Below are 24,546 nucleotides of genomic sequence, written 5' to 3'. Positions count from 1 at the left end.
GTCGGGCGCTTGACCGCGCGGCTTATGGGTTTGGCGCCGGGCGCTGGCGCGCGGCTTGCGCGTTGAGCGCGGCGGCGTGCGAGCGGTGGGCGGGGCGCGCGGCCGCGCAGCCCGCGGGAACGAAGGTCACGAGGAGGAGCCATGTCGCAGGAGACGCCGCTGGTCGGCATCATCATGGGGTCGAAGTCGGACATGCCGGCCATGGAGCCGTGCATGGAGCAGCTGGACGCATGGGGGATCCCCTACGAGGTGAAGGTGGCCAGCGCCCACCGCAAGCCGGCCGAGGTGCACGACTGGGCGTCCGGCGCCCACGAGCGCGGGATGCGCGTCATCGTGGCGGCGGCGGGCAAGGCGGCTCACCTGGGCGGCGTGGTGGCGGCCTACACGCCGCTGCCGGTCATCGCCGTGCCCATGAAGACGAGCGACCTGGGCGGCCTGGACTCGCTGCTGTCCATGGTGCAGATGCCCTCGGGCGTGCCGGTGGCCTGCGTGGCCATCAACGGCGCGAAGAACGCGGCCATCCTGGCCACGCAGATCATGGGCACGGGCGACGCGGCCCTGCAGCAGAAGATCATCGATTTCAAGCGCGAGATGGCCGAGGCCTAGGCGCCTGGCGGGAACGGCGCGGGCGCCGCGTGCGACGGCGCGCGGCCGCCGCGTGGCGATGAGCGGACGCGGCAGCCGCGGCCACGACGCGCCCAGCGCGAGAGGCCGCGACAAACAGGTGCGACGGCCGCGGACGCGCGCAGGGGCCCGTGACGAGCGGGCGGGAAGACGGGAGACATATGAAGCAGCTGCTGATGGGGAACGAGGCGTTCGCCCACGCGGCCCTCGAGGCGGGGGTGCGCGTGGTGGCCGGGTATCCCGGCACGCCCTCCTCCGAGCTGGTGGAGACGGTGGCCAAGCGCCACGCCCAGGGCGCGGCCCGGGGCGTCCACGTGGAATGGTCGACCAACGAGAAGGCGGCGCTGGAGGTGCTGGCCGGCGCGGCCTACTGCGGCGCGCGCACGCTGTTCACCTGCAAGATGGTGGGCCTCAACGTGGCGAGCGACGCGCTGCTCAGCCTCAACTACGTGGGCGTGCGCGGCGGCACGGTGCTGTTCGTCGCCGACGACCCGGGCCCCATATCGTCGCAGACTGAGCAGGACACGCGCCGCTTCGGCGCCTTCGCCAAGGTGCCGGTGCTCGACCCGGCCACGCCCGAGCAGGGCTACGCGATGATGAAGGCGGCCTTCGACTTGTCCGAGCGCTACGGCACGCCCGTCATCGTGCGCCCCACCACGCGCATCTCCCACGCCTCGGCGTTCTTCGACGTGCCCGACCAGACCGAGGCGCGCCCCGTACCCGAGGGCGGCTTCGACCGCGACCCGCGCTGGGTCATCTTCCCCAAGCGCGCCTGGGAGGCCCACGGCGAGATCAACCGACGCCTGGACGCCATCGCGCGCGACTACGGCACCGACCCGGTGCTGGCCGCGTTCAACCCGGTGGAGGAGGGCGGCGACGCGCAGACCGGCGCGTCCGGCGCGTCCGCGCCCCTCGGCATCGTGGCCGGCGGCGTGTCGGCCGCCTACACGCGCGAGGCCCTGGCGCTCATCGCGCGCGAGGCCGCCTGTGCCGGCGTGCCCATGCCGCCATGGCGCCTTATGCAGGTGGGCACGCCCTACCCGTTCCCGGCCGACGTCGCCCGCGCCTTCGCCGAGGGGCTCGACGAGATCGTCGTCTTCGAGGAGCTCGACTCGGTGCTCGAGGAGGGCCTGCTGGCGCTGGCCGGCCGTGACCACGCCGCCTGGCGCGTGCGCGGCCGCCTGACCGGCGACGCGCGCGACCGCGGCGAGAACGACGCCGAGGACATCGCCCGCCGCCTGGCGCGCCTGCTGGACGAGGCCGCCGCCCGCGCGGCCGGCGCCCCCGACGGCCGCCCTGCGCTCGTCGACCTGGTGGAGGCCGCCCTGGCCCCCGCCGGCGCCCCGGCCTACGACGGGCCCCTGCCCGTGCGCCCGCCGGTGCTGTGCGCCGGCTGCCCGCACCGGGGCAGCTTCTACGCGGTCAAGCGCGCCCTCGGCAAGCGCCCCGCCGTCCTCTGCGGCGACATCGGCTGCTACACGCTGGGCAACGCCGCGCCGCTCGACGCGGTGGACACGTGCCTGTGCATGGGCGCCGGCATCACCATCGCCCAGGGCATGGCCGTGGCCGACCCGGCCAAGAAGGCCGTCGCCTTCGTCGGCGACTCCACCTTCTTCGCGAGCGGGCTCACCGGCATCGCCAATGCCGTCTACAACGGCCACGACATCACCGTGGCCGCGCTCGACAACGCCACCACGGCCATGACCGGCTCGCAGCCGCATCCCGGCACGGGCGTCACGCTCATGGGGCCGCGGCGCGACCCCATCGACATCGAGGGCGTCCTGCGCGCCCTGGGCGTGCGCTGTATCACCGTGGCCGACCCGCTCGACCGCGCCGCCGCCCAGGCCGCCGCGGCCGAGGCCATCGACTTCGAGGGCCCCTCGGCGGTCATCTTCCGCTCGCCCTGCATCCAGCTGACCAAGCCGGCGCCGGCCCTGGCGGTGGACGCCGACCGCTGCACCGGCTGCAAGAAGTGCATCACCGAGATCGGCTGCCCGGGCATCGGCTTCTCGCCCGACGCCGTCGGCCCCAAGAGCGGCGCGCGCGGCCAGGCCTTCGTCGACGCGAGCCTGTGCAACGGCTGCGGGCTGTGCGCGCAGATCTGCCCGTTCGACGCGCTGGGCGCGCCGGCGGGGGAGGGCGCACCCGCGCCGGAGAAGGGAGGCTCCCGTGATTAACGTCCTGCTGTGCGGCGTCGGCGGCCAGGGCACGGTGCTCGCCGCCAAGGTGCTGGCCCAGGCGGCCCAGTCCAAGGGCTGGCACGTGCGTACCGCCGAGACCATCGGCATGGCCCAGCGCGGCGGCTCGGTCACGTCCCACGTGCGCATGGGCGACGCCGGCGAGCTCGTCGACGCGCCGCTCGTGTCCCGCGCCTCAGCCGACCTCATCGTCGCCTTCGAGCCCGGCGAGGCGGCGCGCAGCCTGCCCTACCTCGCGCCGGGCGGCACCCTGGTCACGGCCACCACGGCCGTCCAGCCGGTGACGGCCGCGCTGGCGGGCGCGCCCTACCGCGCCGCCGACGTGCTGGCCGCGCTCGAGGCCGCCTTCGCCGCCGCCGAGGCCCCCGCCGCCCCCGCGCCGGTCGCCCCGGCGCTCGGCGCGCCAGCCGCCCCCACCCCCGCCCGCCTCGTGCCCGTCGACGACGCCGCCATCCTGGCCGAGCTGGGCAACCGCCGCGCCCTCAACACGGTGCTGCTGGCGTCGGCCCTGGCCACCGGGCGGCTGCCCCTCACCCTCGACGACCTGCGCGGCGCCATCGAGGCCTGCGTCAAGCCGGCCTTCGTGCCCCTGAACCTGGCCGCCGTCGACCTGGCTGCCGCCCGTATGGCCTAGGGGCCGCCCGGCCCTGAAGCAACCTCCAGCTTTTCCCCAAAGGGGGCGGTTCCTCGCCCCCTTGCGGCGCGCTTTGTCATAAAATGGTTACTATTGCCAAGTAGCCGCAAACGGAAAGAGCGCGCCATGCATATGACCCCCGAGCAGCTGGAGCTCATCACCGCCCAGCTCGCCACCCTCAAGGACCGCTCGGCCTTCTACGCCAAGAAGTTCGAGGGCATCGACCTGACGGACGTTCGCACCCAGGCCGACTTCGAGAAGCTGCCCTTCTCCGAGAAGGACGACCTGCGCGCCGCCTACCCGCTGGGGCTCCAGGCCGTGCCCGACGAGGAGGTCGTCCGCATCCACAGCTCCTCGGGCACCACCGGCACGCCGGTCATCATCCCCTACACCCAGCAGGACGTCATCGACTGGGCCACCCAGTTCGCGCGCTGCTATGAGATGGCGGGGGTCACGCCCCTCGACCGCATCCAGATCACCCCGGGCTACGGCCTGTGGACCGCCGGCATCGGCTTCCAGCTGGGCGCCGAGCGCCTGGGCGCCATGGCCATCCCCATGGGGCCGGGCAACACCGACAAGCAGCTCCAGATGATGCAGGACCTCAAGGCCACCGTCATCACCGCCACCAGCTCCTACGCGCTTCTGCTGGCCGAGGAGATCAGCAAGCGCGACCTGCGCGACAAGATCCACCTGAGGAAGGGCGTCATCGGCTCCGAGCGCTGGGGCGAGAAGATGCGCAACCGCATCCAGAACGAGCTCGGCATCGAGATCTACGACATCTACGGCCTCACCGAGGTCTACGGCCCCGGCATCGGCATCTCCTGCGACGCCCACGCAGGCATGCACATCTGGGACGACTTCGTCTACATCGAGGTGGTCGACCCCGCCACGGGCGCGCCGCTGCCCGACGGCGAGGTGGGCGAGCTGGTGCTCACCACCCTGCGCAAGCAGGGCGCCCCGCTCATCCGCTACCGCACCCACGACCTCACCCGCATCATGCCGGGCGACTGCCCCTGTGGCAGCCGCCACCCGCGCATCGACACGCTCACCGGCCGCACCGACGACATGTTCAAGGTGAAGGGCTGCAACATGTTCCCCGCCCAGGTGGAGGAGGTCATCAAGGCCACCGACGGCACCAGCTCGGAATACCAGGTGATGATCGAGGCCGTCAACGGCCGCGACGTGCTGACGGTGCTGTTCGAGACGCCGCTCACCGGTGACGCGCTCACCCGCTGCGAGGAGGAGCTGGCGCTCATCTTCAAGGCGAAGCTCGGCTGCACGCCCGAGGCCAAGGGCGTGCCCATGGGCGAGCTGCCCCGGTCGGAGAAGAAGACCAAGCGCATCTTCGACAGCCGTTACTAGGCGCCCCCGCAGCAAGAAAAGAGGTACCCGGTGGAGGCCCCATCTACCAAGAAGAAGCAGACCATCCTGATCGTGGACGACTCGGCCATGAACCGAGCGCTCCTGGCTGACATGATCGGCGACGACTACGAGATACTCGAGGCGGAAAACGGCCTGCAGGGCATCGGCCAGATGCAGGCCCTCGGCACCCAGATATCGCTCGTGCTGCTCGACATCGTCATGCCCGAGATGGACGGCTTCGACGTGCTGGCCGTCATGAACCGCCACGGCTGGATCAAGGACATCCCCGTCATCATGGTGTCGTCCGAGAGCGCCTCCACCTACATCGAGCGCGCCTACGGCCTGGGCGTCACCGACTTCATCAGCCGCCCCTTCGACGCCAACATCGTGCGTCGCCGCGTGGTCAACACGCTGACGCTCTACGCCAAGCAGAAGGCGCTCATCGGCATGGTCGCCGACCAGATCTACGAGCGCGAGAAGGGCAACAGCCTGATGGTGGCCATCCTGAGCCACATCGTCGAGTTCCGCAACGGCGAGAGCGGCCTGCACGTGCTGCACGTGAGCGCCATGACCGAGCTCCTGCTGAACCACATCATCCAGAAGACCGACCGCTACCAGATAACGCCGTCGGATATCTCGCTCATCGCCATGGCGTCGAGCCTGCACGACATCGGCAAGATCTCCATCCCCGACGAGGTGCTGAACAAGCCGGGCCGCCTCACGGACGAGGAATTCGACCTGATGAAGAAGCACACCGTCATCGGCGCCGAGATGCTCGACGACCTGCCCACGCACCACGACGAGCCGCTGGTGCGCGTGGCCTACCAGATCACCCGCTGGCATCACGAGCGCTACGACGGCCGCGGCTACCCCGACGGCCTGGCGGGCGACGACATCCCCATCGCCGCGCAGGTGGTGGCCCTGGCCGACGTGTACGACGCCCTCACGTCCAAGCGCGTGTACAAGGACGCCTACTCGCACGAGAAGGCCATCGACATGATCATGAACGGGGAATGCGGCGCCTTCAACCCCTTCCTGTTGGAATGCCTCGCTGAGGTGGCCGACCAGGTGCAGGAGGAGCTGGAGGTGGCGTCGCTCTCCGACCGCACCGACCGCGAGATCGGCAAGATCGTCGACAGCGCGATGCGCCCCGACGCCGCCTCCAGCCGCACGCTGGAGCTGCTGGACTACGAGCGCATGAAGTACCGGTTCTTCGCCTCGATGTCCAACGAGATCCAGTACGAGTTCACCCTGGATCCGCCGATGCTCACCGTGTCGGACTGGGGCCGCTCGCAGCTGGCCCTGGACGAGATCATCATGGATCCCCTCCACGACGAGCGCCTGCGCAGGGCCTTCGGCGGCGACGTGCTCGATGCCATGGAGGCGGCCCTGCACGCCACCACGCCGGAGAACCCGGTGATCGAGCGCGATATCCAGGTGATGGTGGACGGCGCGCCGCGCTGGTTCCATTCCGTGTCGCGCGCCATCTGGAGCGACGACGAGGTACCGGTCTACCACGGCTCCATCGGCAAGATCGTCGACATCCACGAGACGCGCGAGCGCCTGATGGAGCTCCAGTACAAGGCCAGCCACGACCCGCTGACGGGCCTGCTGAACCACCCCTCCGCGCGCCAGGCCGTCATCGAGCGCATGGAGGCGATCCCCGAGGGAAACTTCGTGTTCATGATCCTCGACCTCGATTACTTCAAGACGGCCAACGACACCCGCGGCCACCAGTTCGGCGACGAGCTGCTGCGCCACTTCGCCCGCCGCCTCATGGCGAGCGTGCGCGACCGCGACATCGTTGCCCGCGTGGGCGGAGACGAGTTCCTCATCTGCCTGGTGGACTGCCACACCGACCCCGAGCGCCTGGTCGGGCGCGTGTACCAGTCGATCATCGGCGAGTACGAGGGCTTCGAGCTGTCGGTGAGCATGGGCGTGGCGTGCACCGCCGGCGGCCAGTACGGCTATGACGAGCTGTTCCGCAACGCGGACGCGGCGCTCTACGACAAGAAGCGCGGCGGCCGCGGCGGCTACGTCTTCAGCGACATGAGCACCCAAGAGGACGGCAAAACGGTTATCTCTGCCATCGACGGCAGCGAGCCTGACGAGAAGGAGTAGAAGATGTCCCTGGAATCCTGCTATGCAGCCATGGGCGGCGACCTGGAGGGAGTGCGCGGCCGTCTGCTGACCGACGAGCGCATCCGGAAGTTCGCGGCCATCTTCCTGGAGGACAAGAGCTTCGAGAACCTGGGAGCCGCCCTCGAGGAGGGGAACATGGCCGAGGCCTTCCGCGCTGCCCACACCATGAAGGGAATCAGCCGCGACCTGGGGTTCACGCCCCTGTTCGAGGCCTCGAGCGCGCTGTCCGACGCGCTGCGCCCCGATGACGCCGGCGTGCCGAGCGCCCTCGAGAACGTGCCCGGGCTGCTCCGCGCCACGGAGGAGGCCTACCAGCGCACCGTCGAGGCCGTGTCCGCCCTCTAGCCCCCCTGCCGACGAGTCCCGCCGTCCTGGCGCCTGGGCTCGTCGCGCCCTCGTGTCCTTGCTCCATCCGCGCCTGCCCGCGAGAAAGGTCGACGCCATGACGACCCCCGCAACCAACGTCACCCGCAACCGCATCATCGCCGCGCTCGTCGTGCTGGCCCTGATCATCGCGGCCTTCATCGCCTTCATGAACGCCAACCTCGACCGTATCGTCGAGCAGAACGGGCGCTACGTCGAAGGCTCCACCGAGCAGACGGCGCGTCGCCTCAACGAGCTGTTCGACAACGCGCAGGACAACATCGACACGGTCTCGCGCATCTTCGAGCTGACGCTGTCGTCCCCCGAGGTGACCGAGGGCGTCCTGGCCGACATCTCCGTCGAGACGTCCTTCGACTACATCATGTTCGCCAACGCCGAGGGCAGCGTCTCCAACATCGAGGGGAAGGGGGTCGACGGGGCGGCTCACGAGTACTACCAGCAGGGCATGGCGGGCAAGTCCGGCGCATGCCTGGTGTTCGGGTCGGACTCCGGCGAGGAGAACGCCCTCGTGTTCTACTCGCCGCTGCGCTATGACGGGAGGATAATCGGCGTCATGTCGGGCGTCTACACCGAGGCGACCCTGTCCAACCTGCTCACCACCTACTTCTTCGGCGAGCAGACCTCCAGCTACCTGTGCGATTCCCAGGGCAACATCCTGGCGCGCTCAAGCAACTTCTCCGTCAAGGTGGGGAACGCCTTCGAGCTGTACAGCGGCGAGTCCAACGACATCAGCTTCGACGACATGAAGGCCGCCTTCTCCGATGGGCGGGCCCTCGGCTTCACCTACGAGTCGTCCTCGGGTGTGGGCACCGCCTACGCCGCGCCGCTCGAAGCCGCCGATCTCATGCTGCTGCGCGCGTTCCCCGAGTCGATCACGAGCGCCATGGTGAACCGCGCCAACGCCGCCGGCGTGAACCTCATCATCGGCATCGTGGTGTCCTTCGTGGTGTTCATCGCCATCCTGCTCGTGCAGGCGCGCCAGCAGAAGCAGCAGCTCCTGCTGGAGAACAAGGAGGCCACGCGCATCATCGACACCTCCATCAACCTGTTCAAGCGATTCGTTGTCATCGACCTGAACGCGCATACCTACGAGTACCTCAAGGCTGACGGCATCCGCAACAGCCTGCCTCCCCAGGGTTCGCTCGAGGCCTTCCAGGAGTACTGGAAGGGACGCGCCCTCGACGGCGAGGACGCCGAGAGCCTCGGCAAGGCCATCAGCGTCGAGGCCATCCGCGAGGAGCTCACGACGGAGGTGCCGTTCCTCCAGCACGAGTACCGCATCAAGCAGGACGGCGATGTGGTGTGGATCCAGGCGTCCACCCTCTGCCTGCGCCGCGACGAGGAGGGCAAGCCCCTGGGCGTGCTCTACGTCGTGCAGGACATCACCGACGTCAAGCGTCGCGAGCAGGCCAGCCGCGAGGCGCTGGAGGAGGCCTACCGCGCTGCCGACCAGGCCTCCAAGGCCAAGAGCGACTTCCTCAACAGCATGTCGCACGACATCCGCACGCCCATGAACTCCATCATGGGGCTGACGGCCATCGCGGCCATGCACATCGACGACACCGATCGCGTGAAGGACTGCCTGGGCAAGATCACCGTGGCGAGCCGTCACCTGCTGGGCCTCATCAACGAGGTGCTCGACATGGCCAAGATCGAGAGCGGCAAGATCGCCCTCAACGAGGAGGACTTCGATCTGCCCGAAGCCGTCGAGAACCTGCTGACCATCGTCAACCCGCAGATCGAGGACAAGCAGCAGCACCTGAAGGTGGACATCGCCGACATCTCCCACGAGCACGTGGTGGGCGACTCCATGCGCCTGCAGCAGGTGTTCGTCAACATCATGGGCAACTCCATCAAGTTCACCCCCGAGGGCGGCACCATCAGCCTGCACATCGCCGAGAAGCCCTCGCGCATCCAGGGCTGCGGCTGCTACGAGTTCACGTTTGCCGACACCGGCTGCGGCATGGACGAGGAGTTCGTCCAGCGCATCTTCGAGCCCTTCACCCGCGCACGCGACAACCGCGTGACCAACACCGAGGGCACCGGGCTGGGCATGTCCATCGTGAAGAGCATCGTGAGCCTGATGAACGGCACCATCGAGGTGGAGAGCACGCTGGGCGAGGGCACCACCTTCGTCGTGACCATCTACCTCAAGCTGCGCACCACCGAGGCCCAGGACCTCAGCCACCTGGCCGGGCTCAGCGTCCTCGTGGCCGACAACGACCTCGACGCCTGCCAGAGCGCCTGCAACGTGCTCGAGCAGATCGGCATGGAGCCCGAGTTCGTGACGAGCGGGCAGGAGGCGGTCGACCGCGTGCGCGAGTCCGTGGATGAGGGGCACGGCTTCGCGGCCGTCATCCTCGACTGGAAGATGCCGGGCATGAGCGGGGTGGAGACGGCCAAGCGCATCCGCGAGGTGGCGTCCGACGACCTGCCCATCATCATCCTGTCGGCCTACGACTGGTCGGTCATCGAGCAGGAGGCCCGGCGCACCGGCGTCGACGCCTTCATATCCAAGCCGCTGTTCCGCTCGCGCCTGGTCCATGTGATGCAGGACCTCCTGACCGATTCCGAGGAGGAGATCCTCGACGAGGCGGCCGTGCTGCAGTCCTGCGACTGCGCGGGGCGCCGCATCCTGCTGACCGAGGACAACAGCCTGGCCGCCGCCATCGCCGAGGACATCCTGGCCATGACCGGCGTCGAGGTGGAGCGTGCCGAGAACGGGCGCCAGGCGGTGAAGATGGCCACCGAGCACGAGCCCGGCTACTACGACCTGGTGCTGATGGACATCCAGATGCCCCTCATGAACGGCTACGAGGCCACCGAGGCCATCCGCGCCGCCGCCCAGGAGGGCCGTCCCGACCTGGCGAAGATCCCCATCATCGCGCTCACGGCCGACGCCTTCGCCGAGGACATCCGCCGCGCCCACGCCGCCGGCATGAACGCCCACATGTCCAAGCCCATGGAGATAGAGGCCCTGGTGAAGACCCTCCAGGAGTGGCTGTTCTAAAGGCAAGAGCAAGGGGGGGCGCCATCCGGCGCCCCCCCTTCGTTTCTCCCGCCGCTGCCCGCGCACGTGGGTGACGGGCGGTGTCGTGCGAGCTTTCTTCGCCGCCCACGTGGCTTCCGCGAATTATTACTTGCAGCATCGCTTTATTGTGCTAAAGTAACGGCCATGGCTGGCAAGCAGGGACATATCGGCATTCTCGGCACGGAGGAGCGCGCTCTGATGAGCGAGCACTTCGCCCAGAAGTGTTGCGGCGAGGCCGCTCGTGCCGTCATGAGCGAGCACCTGGCCCAGCAGTCCCAGCGCGCCGTCTCCCCGCAATTTACGTATCGATACCAGTAGCACACGGGTTCTTGCCCGTGGCTATTTTTTTGTAGCCCCGGACGAGAGGTCGTGTGCGCCTACGATCGGGCCCCGTTGCGGGGCGTTGCACGCACCTTCGGTTAGGAATCACCATGGTAATCAAAGTAATTCTCGTCCTGCTCTTCATTGCCGTGGCGGTGGGCGTGGGCATCTACTGCCGCAAGTCCACCAGCACCGTCGACGGCTTCATCCTGGGCGGCCGCAAGGTCGGCCCGTGGATGAGCGCCTTCGCCTACGGCACCAGCTACTTCAGCGCGGTGGTGTTCGTGGGCTACGCGGGCCAGTTCGGCTTCAAGTACGGCTTGGCGGCCACGTGGGCCGGCATCGGCAACGCCATCATCGGCAGCCTGCTGGCCTGGTGGGTGCTCGGCCCGCGCACCCGCGAGATCACCCACCGCCTGGGCGCCGCCACCATGCCCGAGTTCTTCGGCAAGCGCTACGGCTCCAAGGCCCTGCGCATCGCGGCGGCGGCCATCATCTTCGTCTTCCTCATCCCCTACACCGCCAGCGTCTACAACGGCCTGTCGCGCCTGTTCGGCATGGCCTTTGCGCTGCCCTACGACGTGTGCGTCATCGGCATGGCCATCGTGACCTGCATCTACGTAGTGCTGGGCGGCTATATGGCCACGGTCATGAACGACTTCATCCAGGGCATCGTCATGCTGCTGGGCATCATCGCGGTCATCGTGGCGGTCATCCTGAACAACGGCGGCTTCTCCGAGGCGGTCATCTCGCTGTCGCAGATCCCCGCCGAGGGCACGCCCATGCAAGGCGCCTTCATCAGCTTCTTCGGCCCCGACCTGTTCAACCTGCTGGGCGTGGTCATCCTCACGTCGCTGGGTACCTGGGGCCTGCCGCAGATGGTGCAGAAGTTCTACGCCATCAAGAGCGGCCCGGCCGTCAAGCAGGGCGCCATCATCTCCACCGTGTTCGCCTTCGTGGTGGCTGGCGGGTCGTACTTCCTGGGCGGCTTCGGGCGCCTGTACTCCGGGCAGATCGAGTACGCCGCCAACGGCACGCCCATCTACGACTCCATCATCCCCACCATGCTGTCGACCCTGCCTGACGTGCTGATCGGCCTGGTCATCGTGCTGGTGCTATCCGCTTCGATGTCGACGCTGTCGTCGCTGGTGCTCACGTCGTCGTCGACGCTCACCATCGACCTCATCAAGGGCAACCTGGTGAAGAACATGAGCGAGAAGCAGCAGATCGGCTACATGCGCGTGCTGCTGGTGGCGTTCGTGGTGGTGTCGGCGGCCATCGCGCTTCTGCAGTACCACTCGTCCATCGTGTTCATCGCCCAGCTCATGGGCTACTCGTGGGGCGCGCTGGCCGGCGCGTTTTTGGGGCCGTTCCTGTGGGGCCTGTACTCCGGGCGCATCTCCAAGGCGGCCGTGTGGTGCTCGTTCGCCATCGGCGTGGGGCTCACGGCCGTGAACATGGTGATGGGCTTCGCGGGTACGCCGCTCATTGCGAGCCCCATCAACTGCGGCGCGCTGTGCATGCTGCTGTCGCTGGCGGTGGTGCCGTTGGTGAGCCTGTTCACGAAGGCGGTGCCCTTCGAGATCAACCCGCCGTCGGCCGAGGGCGCCATCGACCGCGAGTTCGAGCGCGAGCTCGAGCAGGAGGAGCTGGCCAGCGCCGCCGCCGGAGCCGCCGCCGACGTGTAGCCCCGTCCTGCCCCGCCAAGCACCCAAGAGGGGGTCGCGCCCACCGCGCGGCTCCCCTCTTTTTTGCGCAGAAGTTTTGCGCCACGTGACGCTCATCGCGCCCCTCGCGGGCCGCTGTTCTGCCCGTGTGCGGGGATTCCCTTAGCGTTTTAGGTATACTTGTGCCCGTCTGCGATTCGCGGGCGGCAGGCAGGATCACGGTGCCTGCGGCCCGTGTGTCGCAGCCCCGCGGCCGAGGGCGGCCGCGTCGTATCCAATCGACAGAGGGGAAGACATGGAAGGGTTTGAACTGATCAGCAGTGGCATCTGGTCGATCGTGCCCCCGCTTCTGGCCCTGGGTCTGGCGCTCATCACCAAAGAGGTGTACTCGTCGCTGACCGTGGGCGTGTTCGTGGGCATGATCATCTACCAGTTCACGCTGAACGGCGCCGGCGGCGAGCAGCTGATCGCGTCGTTCACCATGGTTCCGCAGATGATGGCGGAACAGATAGCGGGCAACGGGGCGCTGTTGCTCTTCCTTGCCCTGCTGGGGGCGCTCACGGTGGTCATCGCCGTGTCGGGCGGCTCCCGCGCCTACGCCGAGTGGGTGTCCACGCACATCAAGAACGCGAAGATGGCGCAGATCCTCACCGCAGTGCTCGGCATCATCATCTTCGTGGACGACTACTTCAACTGCCTGACGGTCGGTGCCGTCATGCGCCCGGTCACCGACCGGTTCCGCATCAGCCACGAGAAGCTGGCCTGGATCATCGACTCCACCGCCGCTCCGGTGTGCATCATCGCGCCGGTGTCGTCGTGGGCCGTGGCCGTGGGCGGCTACATGGGCGAGGACGGCTTCAACACCTTCGTCGCCTCCATCCCGTACAACTTCTACGCGCTGCTGACCATCTTCTTCGTGTTCTTCATGCTGGCGCTCAACGCCGACTTCGGGCCCATGCGCGCCGCCGAGGCGGCGTCGCAGCGCAACCTCGTTCCCGCCGAGGACGCCTTGGAGGAGGAGCGCCTCGAGGCCGAGGCCGCCCGCGCGGAGGACGCGCTGCTGAGGGGCGCGGCCATCGACGTCTCCCAGCTTGAGCCGCAGGTGACCGAGCGCGCGGACTTCGAGGAGGCCGCCTCCGGCACCCTCGAGGAGTACAAGGGGCTCGACATATCCGAGAAGGGACGCGTCGTCGACCTGGTGCTCCCCATCCTCGTGCTCATCGTGTTCTCCATCGCCGGCATGCTCTACGTGGGCGGCTTCTTCGAGGGCGTCGACTTCGCCACGGCCGTGGGCGAGAACCCGGTCATGGGCCTGTGCATCGGCGTGTGCGTGGCGCTCGTGTGGGCAGCCGCGCAGTTCCTGCCGCGCAAGCTGACCACGCTCGGCGGCTTCATGGACGCGGTGTCCGAGGGCGTGCGCTCCATGGTGGGCGCCATCATGATCCTCGTGCTCGCCTGGTCGCTCGGCGGCGTGTGCCGCTACCTGCTGGGCACCGGCGAGTTCGTGTCCGGCTTCCTGAACGGCTTGGGCGTGGGGCTTGACTTCCTGCCGGCCGTCGTGTTCGTGGTGGCGGCGTTCATCGGGTTCGCCATGGGCACCTCCTGGGGCACCGTCGCGCTCATCCTGCCCATCGTCATCGGCGTGTTCGAGCCGAGCGACCCGCTGTTCCTGGTGGCCATCGGCGCCACGCTCGCCGGCGCCGTCTACGGCGACCACATCTCGCCCATCTCCGATACCACCATCCTGTCGTCGGCCGGCGCCAAGTGCAACCACCTGCGCCATGTGTCGACCCAGATCCCGTACGCGACGCTCGTCATGATCGTGTGCCTCATCGGCTACATCATCGCCGGCTTCACGAAGAGCCCCTGGATTTCCCTGGGCGTCGGCGTGGTGCTGATCGTGGCAGCCGTGCTCGTGCTGCACAAGATGAGCGCCAACGGGAAGAACGCGCCGGAGATCCTGGCCGAGTAGGCTCGGGGGACGAAGGCCGCGCGGCTCCTCCCCGGGGGCCCGCGCTCGCAGGGCGGCCCGCGCATCACGCGCGGGCCGCCCTTGCGTTGGGGCGCCGGGGCCGCCTGGGGGCGAGCGGGGTCCGCCCCCGTCCCATCCTCGCTCCTCCCGACGACCCTCCGCAGCCGCGACGATGTTCGCCGTTCACACAAACGCCATATGAAGAGGACGGTGAATAGTGCCTTTGACCAGGCTTTGGTAAACTGTTCGAAACATACCCTGAGAGAAGGAACCCTATGATCACCGGTGACATGGAGAAGCTCTATCCCTCCGCGAAGACCCTCGTGAAGGACTGCGTGGCCAGCCGCATCCACGGCAAGGACGCCACGCTGTACGACTTCTCCGACGAGGCTCGCGCCTGCGCCGAGAACTTCATGGGCTGGACGGATCTGGCCAGCCACCCCGCCTGCTCGCTCGAGCACATCCAGGAGTTCGCCGACAAGGCGGTGGCGGACGGCATCGAGACCGTGGTGCTCATCGGGCAGGGCGGCTCGACCCAGGCGCCCATGACCATCACCAAGTACAACAAGCAGGACCACAACCGCGTCGAGTTCCGCACGCTCGACTCCGACTCGCCGGTGCGCCTGCGCGAGGTGCTGGCCACGGCCGACCCGCGCACCACGCTGGTGATCATCTCGTCGAAGAGCGGCGGCACCATCGAGCCGCGCCTCGTGCTCTCGGCCCTGCGCGACGCCTTCAGCCAGACCCTTCCCGCCGACGAGCTGGCGCGGCATCTGGTGGCCGTCACCGACCCCGGCTCCGAGCTGGAGCGCCAAGCCGGCGAGGAGGGATGGCGCGCCGTGTTCTCGGGCGAGCCCACCGTGGGCGGCCGCTTCTCGGCGCTCTCCGTGTTCGGGCTGCTGCCCGCCGCGCTCGCCGGCATCGATCTGCGCGCCCTCATGGACCATGCCGTCGAGGCCGAGCGCCTCTGCAGCGAGGACGCCATCGACAACCCGGCCATCAACCTGGCCGCGTTCCTCTTCGACAACTACCTGAAGGGCCGCAACAAGTTCTCGTTCCTCACGCCCAAGCGCGGTCGCGTGCTGGGCCTGTGGATAGAGCAGCTGGTGGCCGAGTCACTCGGCAAGGACGGACAGGGCATCCTGCCCAACATCGAGATCGACACCCTGCTGCTCACCTCCGACCCGGGCGACCGCAGCGTCATCATGTACCAGACGAAGGCCGACCTCTGGGACGAGTCCAAGAACTTCGAGATGTCGCTCGCCTACATCGACCCCGCCATCCCGCGCCAGCACTACCGCATCGACTCGGTGGAGGAGCTGGCCGAGCACTTCATCATGTGGGAGTACGCCATCGCCATGTGCGGCTACCTCATGAAGGTGTGCCCCTTCGACCAGCCCGACGTCGCCTCGGCCAAGGCCGTGGTGCTCGACATCCTGCGCGACGGCCAGCCCGCGCCCGACTTCACCCAGGACTTCATCGACGAGGTGCGCATGGGCGAGGTGGAGGTGCGCCTGGCGCCGATGTTCGCCGACTGCACCGACGTGCGCGCCGCCCTGAAGGCGCTTCTGGGCAGCGTCAAGCCGGGCGACTTCTTCGCGCTCAACGCGTTTCTGCCGTTTACCGGCGAGGGGCGCCGCGAGGCGCTCGAGGCCATCCGCCACGACGTGGCCGAGTCCTTCGGCGTGGTGTCGTGCCTGGAGGTGGGCCCGCGCTACCTGCACTCCACCGGCCAGCTGCAGAAGGGCGGCCCCAACATGGGCGTGTTCCTCATCCTGTCGGCCGACGAGCTGAAGGACGTGCCCCTGGCCCGCGAGGCCGAGAGCCTGGGCGCCCTGGCCAAGGCCCAGGCGTCCGGCGACCTCATCACCCTGGCCGATCGCGGCCGGCGCTGCGTGCACCTGCACCTGCCCGACAACTCGGGCGTCACCCTGCGCTGCCTGGCCGAGGTGGTGAACGAGGTCATCGCCGACCTGCTAGTCGACCGCGCGCTCGAGGCCGACGACGTCCCCGCGGAGGCCCCCGCGGAGGCCTAGGGGCGCGCCGCGCAACGCCGGCCAACGCCAATTCCCAGGGAGCCGCCTCCGGGCGGCTCCTTCGCGTTCGGGCGCGTCGCGCTACGCCTGCTCGAGCAGCTCGATGAGCTCCTGGCGCTTGTGGATGCCCAGCTTGGCGTAGAGGTGCTTGGAGTGGGTGCGCACCGTGTTCTCGGACACCACCAGCAGCTCGGCGATGTGGGGCATGCTGTAGCCGTGGGCGAACAGCTCCATGATCTCGGTCTCGCGGTTGGTGAGCAGGTAGCGCTTCTGGATCCGCCGGCAGCGCTCGGCGTCGTCGTCTTCCGTGCCGGCCCCCTCCGCCGCAGCACCCGCGCCCTCCTTCGCACCTTCACCCGCGTCGTCCCTCGCCCGCACGGGCGTGCCGATGAACTCCACCTTCTCCACGGTGTGGGCGGTGGGGCGCAGCCGCGCGTCGCCGCGCATGAGGTACAGCGCCATGGCCAGCACGAACATGCCGGCCAGCGCCACCACCAGAAACGCCTGGGTTCCCAGCATGAGGGTGATGTTGGTGGCGTAGCCCAGGGTGAGGCCCACGTCCTGCATCAGGTAGATGATGCTCCCGAAGAACCCGTACACGAACAGCGGGTTGATGCCGCGGTCGCGCGACACCTGCATGCACTGCAGCAGCATGACCAGGCTCGCGAAGGTGAACACCGCGTAGAGCGCCCCCGCCAGCACCGGCGACAGGCTGCCCGCCAGAAACGGGAACGCCAAGAGTCCAGCGGCGGTGAGGGGGAACAGCACCAGGAACACCGTGCGCATGTCCAGCACGAACGTCCCGCGCCCCCATATCCACAGCAGCACGCCCGACGCCAGCAGCGCGCCGAGCATCGAGATGACGATGATGAGATTGCCCAGCGCGGCGTTCGACAGCAGGATGGCCCGGATGAGCCCGGATATGAACCCGAGCGACCCGATGGCCACGGCGCCGCGCCAGTAGTCGCGGATCACCTGGATGTAGGTGCGGTGGTTCTCGGCGGGCACGTCCTCGAAGAGGGGTTGGCCCAGGTCGACGGCGCGGTCGGAGAGGACGGCGCACAGCCCGCAGAGCGGCACGAGCACCAGGGGCACCAGGTACACCGTCACGGCGATGGGCACCAGGTACAGCACGAAGAACACGATCGAGCCGCAGGCCGTGGCCAGCAGCAGGAAGTAGTAGCCGAAGGACGCCGACAGCGACGAGAAGTAGCGCTGCCACGTCAGGGCGAACCCGGCCGCGCCCACGCCGAGGAAGATGCCGGCCAGCACCACGAGCCCTATCTGCACGTCGCTCAGGTACAGCGCGGCGATGAGCAGGGCCGATCCGACGAACGAGGCGGCGGTGCTCCCCAGCGGCAGCACCCGCGCGAAGGTGCCGTGCCCCCAGTAGGAGCTGGCCATGCTGCTCAGGAACATGAACAGGAACGACAGCGACTGGGAGATCATGAACGAGAAGGTCACCTGCGACGTGCGGAACTCGTCGGGGAAGAAGGGGAACACGCCGCCCCAGAGCGAGGTGGCGTTGATGGCCAGGTACAGGGCGTAGCCCAGCACGGACACGTTGGGCTGGATCCAGCGCGTCCACGGGCGGGCGCACCGGGCGGCCGGCCGCGGCGGGTGCGGGTGCCTGGTCGTCGCCGCCATCTAGAACCCCGCGGTCAGGCGCAGGCAGTAGAATGCGAAGCGCGCCACGGCCAGGCCGGCCAGGACGAGGGCCGCGCAGCCCGCGCAGCGCGCGGTCGATAGGGGCACGCGGCGTGCGAGGGGCACGGCCAGGGCCGCCAGCCCGCAGGCGATGAGCGCCGCGGATCCGGCGATGCACCCCGGGTAGAACGGCACGAGGTCGGCAGCGCGGTAGAGCCCGCTCTGCAGCGACTGGAGCGCCGCGTACTGGAGGCACTCCGACGCGGTGAGGGCGATGCCGGCGATGATGCCCGTCGCCAGCGCGGCCGCGGCGGCCCGCCCCGGGTCGACCTTGGCGGCGGAGAAGACGCAGAGCGCCAGCACCGGGCCGCCCGTGAGCGCCGCCAGCACCAGGTTCGCCGGCGTGTAGGGGAGCGACCAGGTGATGACGGTGGCGATGGAGTAGGCGCCGGCGATGCGCGCCAGCGCGAAGACCGCCGCCGGCAGCGACAGCGCCAGCAGGACGCGCGCCGCCCGCAGGCCGCGTCCCCGCGCGAAGCTCAGGAGCCAGCCCAGCCACGCCAGGCCCGTGAACACCACCACGGCCACCACCTCGTTGGACAGCGGCGAGCGCCCGACGCCCATGAGCACGTAGAGCGTGTTGCTCGGGCGTCCCAGGTGGTTGGTGGAGGCGATGAGGCCGAGGATGACGGCGGCCAGCGGGATGATGAGGAACCGCTGCAACCGGGCGCAGTCGGCGGGCGGGCGGCGCCGCGCCAGCACGTAGCAGGTGATGGCCACGCAGGCCACGATGCCGGCCGGCGTGGCCGTGGTGAACAGGACGAGCGAGATCTGGCTCGCGCCCTCGGCCAGGGCCTGCTGCGCCAGGGGCGTCATCGTGCGGCCTCCGGGCTCGCGGCGCGCGCGTCGGCGCCGGGATCCTCCGGGTCGGGCGCGGGCTGCGCGGTCAGGCGCCCTGCGGCCAGGTCGTCCGGCTCGACGAGCCCCACGCCCACCTCGCGGAAGCGCCGCCCCTCCGCGCCGTCCTCGATGACGGCGGAGGCGAGCCACAGGCGGTGGCCGGCGGCGTCATCGGGCGCGAAGAGGGCCAGGCCGCGCGGGTCGAAGGCGACCGCGCCGCCCGCCTCGTCGGCCTCCCGGGCCACGTCGCTTCCCTCCAGCCGGGCCAGGCAGAACGCCGCGTCGTCCCCGAAGGCGCGCACCGCCTCGTAGAAGAAGCTGCGCGGCGAGAACCGGTACGGCGGGATATCCAGCGCCCCGCCGTCGTTCTGCCCGTATATCTGGGCGGTGTTCTTGTTCTCGAGCGAGCACCAGTGCAGGCCGAGGCCCGTGCCGCGGTCGATGGCGCCCGCCATGAGCTCGAGCGCCAGCTCCTCGCTGCCCGCCACGGGCAGGGCGCCGGCGTAGCCGTAGGAGTAGGGGACGAGGTAGGGCTCGCGCACCAGCTTGAGCCCGCGCTCGCGAAACGCCGCGGCGTTGTGGAGGGGGAAGCACAGCTCCAGCAGGTTGACGCCGCGGACGCCGCGGGCATCCAGATCGGCCAGCAGCCGCTCCATGGCGGCGCCCGTGCCGGGCACGACGGGCATCTCCACCATGACGGCGGGGATCACCGCGGCCGCGGCGCCCATCAGGTCGAGGACGGCCTGCTGCCGGGCGGCGTCCTCGTCCAGCTTGACGCTGAAGCGCACCTCGTCCAGGCCGGCCTCTGCCAGCCGCCCCATCAGCGCGGCGTCGGCGCGTGCGCCGGAGGTGTACAGGCGCAGGTGGGCGTTAGGGGCCAGCGCGCGGGCGGTGCGCACGAACGCGACCGCCTCCTCGGGGAACAGCAGCGGCTCGCCGCCGGTCAGGGCCACGCAGTCCAGGCCGCCCAGGCGGCGGTGGAGCTCCTCGAGCTCGGCGCGCCAGTCCTTGGGCGCGTCGCGGAACCGGTCGTAGTCGTGCTGGTTGGGGTTGAAGCAGAACCAGCAGCTGCGGTCGCAGGCCAGGGAGAGGAAGGTCGACACGCTGCGCACCCCCGTGCGGCAGCGGGCGCAGGCGGGGGAGATGGCTCCCCAGGCCAGCGACTTGCCGTCGTTGCGCGCCCGGGCCCCGCGTGCGACGAGCCCGTCCCGCAGGGCGGCCAGGCGGCCTCGGCGGGCGCGGGGCCCGGGCGCGCTCTCGACGGGCACGCCGAAGCCCTCCATGGTGGCCAGCAGGTCGGCCGACACCCCGGCGAACCGCGCCAGGTACCCGCGCCAGGCGGGGTCGCCGACGCGCGCGGCGTCGGCCTCGGTCACCAGTCTCACGTTCGCCGCACCCCCTGCGCGTCGGTTCCCTTCCCTTGCCCCCATCATACCCTGCCGGGTGGCCGCAATATCACATTATTGGTGTGACCTTCCTCCCACCTGGGCTTTCTATACTCAGGGAGCCGGGTGAGGATAACCCGGTAAGAGAGGGAAGGAGAGAAGCATGGGCATGGACACGCCTAAGGCCACCGTGTCGCGGCGAGGCTTCGTCAAGGGGGCGACGGCCACGACCGCGGCCCTGGCCGCTGCCGGCAGCGTGGCGCTCGACGACCTGTTCGGGCATGCGGAGATCGCCAACGCGACCGAGGCGAACCAGGAGGGAGAGGGCGAGAAGGTGGTGCAGGGCTACTGCTCCTGCAACTGCGCCAGCCGCTGCCCGCTGTGGTTCCATGTGAAGGATGACGAGATCCAGTGGATCCAGTCCGAGAAGAAGGAGTGGGATCCCGAGGTTCCCGAGAGCAAGTTCCGCGCGTGCCTGCGCGGCCGCTCGGTGCGCCGCTGGATCAACGACCCAGACCGCCTGAGCTATCCCATGAAGCGCGTCGGCAAGCGCGGCGAGGGCAAGTTCGAGCGCATCAGCTGGGATGAGGCCATCCAGACCATCGCCGACAAGCTCAAGTACACCTATGACAACTACGGCCCCGAGGCCGTGTACTGGACGCTGGGTTCCGGCGTCTACGCCGTGACGGGCCGCCCCATCGGCCGCCTGCTCGGCTGCACCGGCGGCTACCTGGGCTACTACGGCACCTACTCGGCCGCCCAGATCACCAAGGTCGCCCCGTTCGTGTGGGGCACCAAGACCGCGTCCACCCCGGCGGCCATCCAGGATTCCGACCTGGTGCTGTGCATGGGCTGGTCGCCGTCCGATTCCATGATGGGCTCCACCGGCATGTCCAAGCACGGCTACAACTGGGCGCATGAGGTGAACCCCGAGGCCAAGTACATTCACATCGACCCGCGCTACAACGACACCATCGCCAACACCGATGACGAGTGGATCCCCATCCGCCCCGGCACCGACGCGGCGCTGGTGGCCGCCATCGCGCACGTGCTCATCACCGAGGGCCTGCTCGACCAGGAGTTCCTCGACACCCATACCGTGGGCTTCGACGAGCACACCATGCCTGAGGCCTACCAGGGCAAGAACATGTCCTACCACGACTACGTCATGGGGCTGGGCTACGACAAGGTGGAGAAGACGCCCGCCTGGGCCGCCGAGATCACGCTGATCCCCGAGGAGCGCATCGTCAAGCTGGCCCACGAGCTGGCCGAGGCGAAGGCTCCCTTCGTCGGCCAGTACTACGGCATCCAGCGCCGCTCCAACGGCGAGCTGTCCTCCATGGCCGTGAGCCTGCTGCCGGTGATGGTGGGCGCCATCGGCAAGCCCGGCACCTCCACCGGCCTGGACGTGGGGGCCTACTCCTTCAGCCTGCCGTGGATCGGCGGCACCAACCCCTGCAAGACCCAGATCTCCATCTTCAGCTGGGCCGATGCCATCGACCATGGCGAGAGGATGACCGCGCTGGCCGACGGCGTGGTGGGTGCCGACAAGCTGTCCACGGGCATCAAGTTCTTGGTCGAGTACGGCGGCAACTGCTTCACCAACCAGCACAGCCAGTCCAACCTGGCCCACGACATCCTAGTGGATGAGTCCAAGTGCGAGTTCATCCTGGTGTTCGAGACGCTCATGAACGACGCCGCCAAGTACGCCGACATCCTGCTGCCCGACATCATGCGCGCCGAGCAGATGAGCGTCATCAACGACGGCTGGTCGGGCGACGTGGCCTCGCTCACCTTCGGCAGCCCCGTGCACACCGGCGAGCGCTTCGAGCGCCGCACCTCCTACGACGTGTGCGCCGACATCGCCGAGGCCATGGGCGTGCGTGACGAGTTCACCGAGGGCAAGACCCAGGAGGAGTGGACGAAGTCGATCTACGACGGCGCCGCCGCCAAGGATCCGCGCATGCCCAGCTACGAGGAGGGCTACGAGGTGGGCGAGTTCCACTACCGCAACCCCGACGGCTACACCCCGGCCCTGAAGGCCTTCGCCGAGGATCCGGTCGCCAACCCGCTGAAGACCCCCTCCGGCAAGATCGAGGTGTTCTCCGAGAAGCTGCAGAAGATCGCCGAGACGTGGGAGCTGCCCGATCCGCGCGACGTCATCGCCCCCATCCCGCTGTACACCCCCGGCGCCGAGAGCTACGAGGAGTGCACCGACGAGCTGCCCTTCACGCTGACCGGCTTCCACTACAAGAGCCGCACCCATTCCAGCTGGGGCAACGTCGAGGTCATCAAGCAGGCGTGCCCGCAGGAGGTGTGGATCAACACCGAGGATGCCGCCGAGCTGGGCATCGAGAACGGCGAGACGGTAAGCGTCTTCAACAACTACGGCGAGGTGCACATCCAGGCGAAGGTGACGCCGCGCATCATCCCCGGCTCCCTGGCCATTCCGCAGGGCGCGTGGCGCGACGCCGACATGGACGGCGACCGCATCGACAAGGGCGGCTGCATCAACACGCTGGCCACCATGCACCCCTCGCCGCTTGCCAAGGGCAACCCGCAGCACTCCAACATCGCCGGCGTGCGGAAGATCGGCTAAGGAGGACCAGTCATGACCAAGTACGCTTTCGCTTTCGATGCCGCGCGGTGCACGGGCTGCAAGACGTGCAACCTCGCGTGCAAGGACTACCACGACCTGTCGCCCGAGGTGACGTTCCGCCGCGTCTACGAGTACGCCGGCGGCGGCTTCGTGCGGGACGAGAAGGGCTGCCTCACCAACAACGTGTGGACGACCTACGTATCCATGAACTGCAACCACTGCGAGAACCCGGCCTGCGTGGAGGTGTGCCCGACCGGCGCCATGCACCGCGACGACCAAGGCTTCGTGTCCGTCGACCATGACCGCTGCGTGGGCTGCAAGTACTGCGAGATGGCCTGCCCCTACAACGTGCCCTCCTACGACGCCGAGCTGGGCCAGATGCGCAAGTGCGACGGCTGCAGCGAGCGCGTGGCCGCGGGCGAGACGCCCATCTGCGTGGACGCCTGCCCGCTGTACGCCCTGGACTTCGGCACCGAGGAGGAGATGCGCAAGAAGCACGGCGACGGCGTGTGGCTGGCGCCCCTGCCGTCCCCGGACTACACCAAGCCCACCACCATCATGAGCGCGGCCAAGAACTCGCGCCCCGGCGGTACCCACGAGGGCACGCTGGCCAATCCGAAGGAGGTTAGGTAAATGCTGTTCGAGAATGCCTCTGCCGAGCTGGCGCTGCTCCTGTTCACCCTGCTGGTTCCCGTGGGCGTGATGGCACTGGCCCTCATGGCCTGCACGCGCGGGTTCCTCGCCGTCGACGGCGCCGCGGCGCGCGCGGCCGACCGCCTGGCCACCCTGCCGGCCGTGGTCATGATCGCCGGACTCGTGTGCTCGTTCTTCCACCTGGGCGCCCCGGCCCACGTGTTCGGCATGATGGCCGGCCTGGGCCACTCGCCGCTCTCCAACGAGATCATCGTGGCCGCCATCGCCATCGTCATCGGCGTGGTCTACTGGGTGATCTGCCTGGCCAAGGGGCTTAACGCCGGTGGCCACAAGGCGTTCGGCATCGTGCTGCTGGTGGCGGCCGTGGCCTGCGCCGTGTTCACGGGCACGGCCTACTCCATGCCCACCATCCCCACGTGGGACACCCCGTACAACTGGGTGGGCCAGCTGGGCCTGGCCCTGCTCGGCGGCGCCGTGCTGGCGGGCGCCAGCCTGGCCGTGGCCGGCTATGAGCTGGACAAGCGCGCCCGCTGCCTGCTGCTGGGCTGCGGCGCCGTCGGGCTGGTGGCCGTGGCCGCCGTCCTGATCGGCCAGGGCGCCGTCGCCGGCGCGGCCGCCGGGTCGCTGGGCGGCCTGCCGGCTGCCGTGATGGTCGACTACGCGTCGGCGGGCATCGGCTGCGTCGTGCTGTGCGCCGCCGGCTACGCCCTGTGGGCGTGCAGCCGCGACCGCGCGGCCCTGGCCTGCGTGGCGGCGGTCTGCGTGCTGGTGGGCCTGGCCCTCATGCGCGTCGACTTCTACGGCGTGTTCCTGTCGGCCGGCCTGGCCTGGCTGTAGGCGCCGCCTGGCCGGTTCGCGCCGTTGGGCGTGGCCGGCTGCGGGCGGTGCGGTCGGCGGGCGATGCGCGTTGCCGGCTGGTTCGAACTGCTGGGCGGCGTGCTGCCGGCTGATTCGGCCTGCGGGTGGCGTGCTGCCGGCTGGCCTGGCCGG

The 24,546-nt window shown here is 69.1% G+C and carries 17 protein-coding genes; 14 read left to right on the top strand and 3 right to left on the bottom strand.

Annotated elements, in window-relative coordinates; genetic code table 11:
• Positions 1 to 141 precede the first annotated feature (141 nt).
• The 11 genes from purE (at position 142) to LPT13_RS00555 (ending at position 16,371) form a co-directional block, all read left to right on the top strand.
• Positions 142 to 606 carry a 5-(carboxyamino)imidazole ribonucleotide mutase gene (gene purE, locus LPT13_RS00605; RefSeq protein ID WP_242162501.1) on the top strand — a complete coding sequence of 155 codons (465 nt, stop codon included), beginning with the start codon at positions 142 to 144 and terminating at the stop codon, positions 604 to 606.
• Between the two features lie 179 nt (positions 607 to 785).
• A complete protein-coding gene (locus LPT13_RS00600; RefSeq protein ID WP_242162499.1) occupies positions 786 to 2,801 on the top strand; it encodes a thiamine pyrophosphate-dependent enzyme in 2,016 nt (671 codons plus the stop codon).
• Positions 2,794 to 3,456 carry an indolepyruvate oxidoreductase subunit beta gene (locus LPT13_RS00595; protein ID WP_242162496.1) on the top strand — a complete coding sequence of 221 codons (663 nt, stop codon included), beginning with the start codon at positions 2,794 to 2,796 and terminating at the stop codon, positions 3,454 to 3,456. Before LPT13_RS00600 ends, LPT13_RS00595 begins: the two co-directional genes overlap by 8 nt.
• Positions 3,457 to 3,582: 126 nt before the next feature.
• The gene (locus tag LPT13_RS00590; protein WP_242162494.1) at positions 3,583 to 4,818 is read left to right on the top strand and encodes a phenylacetate--CoA ligase family protein; all 1,236 of its coding nucleotides are present in this window, start codon (positions 3,583 to 3,585) and stop codon (positions 4,816 to 4,818) included.
• Positions 4,819 to 4,848: 30 nt separating this feature from the next.
• Complete coding sequence (locus LPT13_RS00585) at positions 4,849 to 6,939, top strand: bifunctional diguanylate cyclase/phosphohydrolase (RefSeq protein ID WP_242162491.1); 2,091 nt, start codon at positions 4,849 to 4,851, stop codon at positions 6,937 to 6,939.
• 3 nt (positions 6,940 to 6,942) lie between these two features.
• Positions 6,943 to 7,305 carry an Hpt domain-containing protein gene (locus LPT13_RS00580; protein ID WP_242162489.1) on the top strand — a complete coding sequence of 121 codons (363 nt, stop codon included), beginning with the start codon at positions 6,943 to 6,945 and terminating at the stop codon, positions 7,303 to 7,305.
• A gap of 97 nt (positions 7,306 to 7,402) precedes the next feature.
• Positions 7,403 to 10,354 carry a hybrid sensor histidine kinase/response regulator gene (locus LPT13_RS00575; protein WP_242162487.1) on the top strand — a complete coding sequence of 984 codons (2,952 nt, stop codon included), beginning with the start codon at positions 7,403 to 7,405 and terminating at the stop codon, positions 10,352 to 10,354.
• A 165-nt stretch (positions 10,355 to 10,519) separates the two neighbouring features.
• Positions 10,520 to 10,693 (top strand): hypothetical protein, encoded by a 174-nt coding sequence (locus tag LPT13_RS00570; protein WP_242162485.1) that lies wholly within the window; start codon positions 10,520 to 10,522, stop codon positions 10,691 to 10,693.
• A 113-nt stretch (positions 10,694 to 10,806) separates the two neighbouring features.
• On the top strand, positions 10,807 to 12,384 hold the full coding sequence (locus LPT13_RS00565) for a sodium:solute symporter family protein (protein WP_242162484.1): 1,578 nt from the start codon (positions 10,807 to 10,809) through the stop codon (positions 12,382 to 12,384).
• 274 nt (positions 12,385 to 12,658) lie between these two features.
• Complete coding sequence (locus LPT13_RS00560) at positions 12,659 to 14,335, top strand: Na+/H+ antiporter NhaC family protein (RefSeq protein WP_242162483.1); 1,677 nt, start codon at positions 12,659 to 12,661, stop codon at positions 14,333 to 14,335.
• A gap of 275 nt (positions 14,336 to 14,610) precedes the next feature.
• Entirely contained in the window at positions 14,611 to 16,371 is a 1,761-nt protein-coding gene (locus LPT13_RS00555; RefSeq protein WP_242162481.1) for a glucose-6-phosphate isomerase, read from the top strand.
• Positions 16,372 to 16,452: 81 nt separating this feature from the next.
• Here LPT13_RS00555 and LPT13_RS00550 read toward each other — a convergent pair whose 3' ends face one another.
• Genes LPT13_RS00550 through LPT13_RS00540 form a run of 3 tightly spaced genes read right to left on the bottom strand, consistent with a single transcriptional unit; the run spans position 16,453 to position 20,303 of the window.
• Positions 16,453 to 18,018, bottom strand: a complete 1,566-nt coding sequence (locus LPT13_RS00550) for a helix-turn-helix domain-containing protein (protein ID WP_242162479.1) — start codon at positions 18,016 to 18,018, stop codon at positions 16,453 to 16,455.
• On the bottom strand, positions 18,019 to 18,894 hold the full coding sequence (locus LPT13_RS00545) for a dimethyl sulfoxide reductase anchor subunit family protein (protein ID WP_242162477.1): 876 nt from the start codon (positions 18,892 to 18,894) through the stop codon (positions 18,019 to 18,021).
• The gene (locus LPT13_RS00540) at positions 18,891 to 20,303 is read right to left on the bottom strand and encodes a radical SAM protein (protein WP_242162475.1); all 1,413 of its coding nucleotides are present in this window, start codon (positions 20,301 to 20,303) and stop codon (positions 18,891 to 18,893) included. The genes LPT13_RS00545 and LPT13_RS00540 overlap by 4 nt, the downstream gene beginning before the upstream one ends.
• 163 nt (positions 20,304 to 20,466) lie before the next feature.
• Here LPT13_RS00540 and LPT13_RS00535 point away from each other — a divergent pair, with 163 nt between their 5' ends.
• Genes LPT13_RS00535 through LPT13_RS00525 form a run of 3 tightly spaced genes read left to right on the top strand, consistent with a single transcriptional unit; the run spans position 20,467 to position 24,393 of the window.
• Positions 20,467 to 22,902 carry a DMSO/selenate family reductase complex A subunit gene (locus LPT13_RS00535; RefSeq protein WP_347263644.1) on the top strand — a complete coding sequence of 812 codons (2,436 nt, stop codon included), beginning with the start codon at positions 20,467 to 20,469 and terminating at the stop codon, positions 22,900 to 22,902.
• 12 nt (positions 22,903 to 22,914) lie between these two features.
• Positions 22,915 to 23,535 carry a DMSO/selenate family reductase complex B subunit gene (locus LPT13_RS00530; protein WP_242162472.1) on the top strand — a complete coding sequence of 207 codons (621 nt, stop codon included), beginning with the start codon at positions 22,915 to 22,917 and terminating at the stop codon, positions 23,533 to 23,535.
• On the top strand, positions 23,536 to 24,393 hold the full coding sequence (locus tag LPT13_RS00525) for a DmsC/YnfH family molybdoenzyme membrane anchor subunit (protein ID WP_242162469.1): 858 nt from the start codon (positions 23,536 to 23,538) through the stop codon (positions 24,391 to 24,393).
• The last annotated feature ends 153 nt before the right edge of the window (positions 24,394 to 24,546 follow it).

This window comes from Adlercreutzia faecimuris (genome assembly GCF_022669055.1).
Taxonomy (GTDB): Bacteria; Actinomycetota; Coriobacteriia; order Coriobacteriales; family Eggerthellaceae; genus Enterorhabdus; species Enterorhabdus faecimuris.
This window is presented reverse-complemented; position numbering and strand designations above follow the sequence as displayed.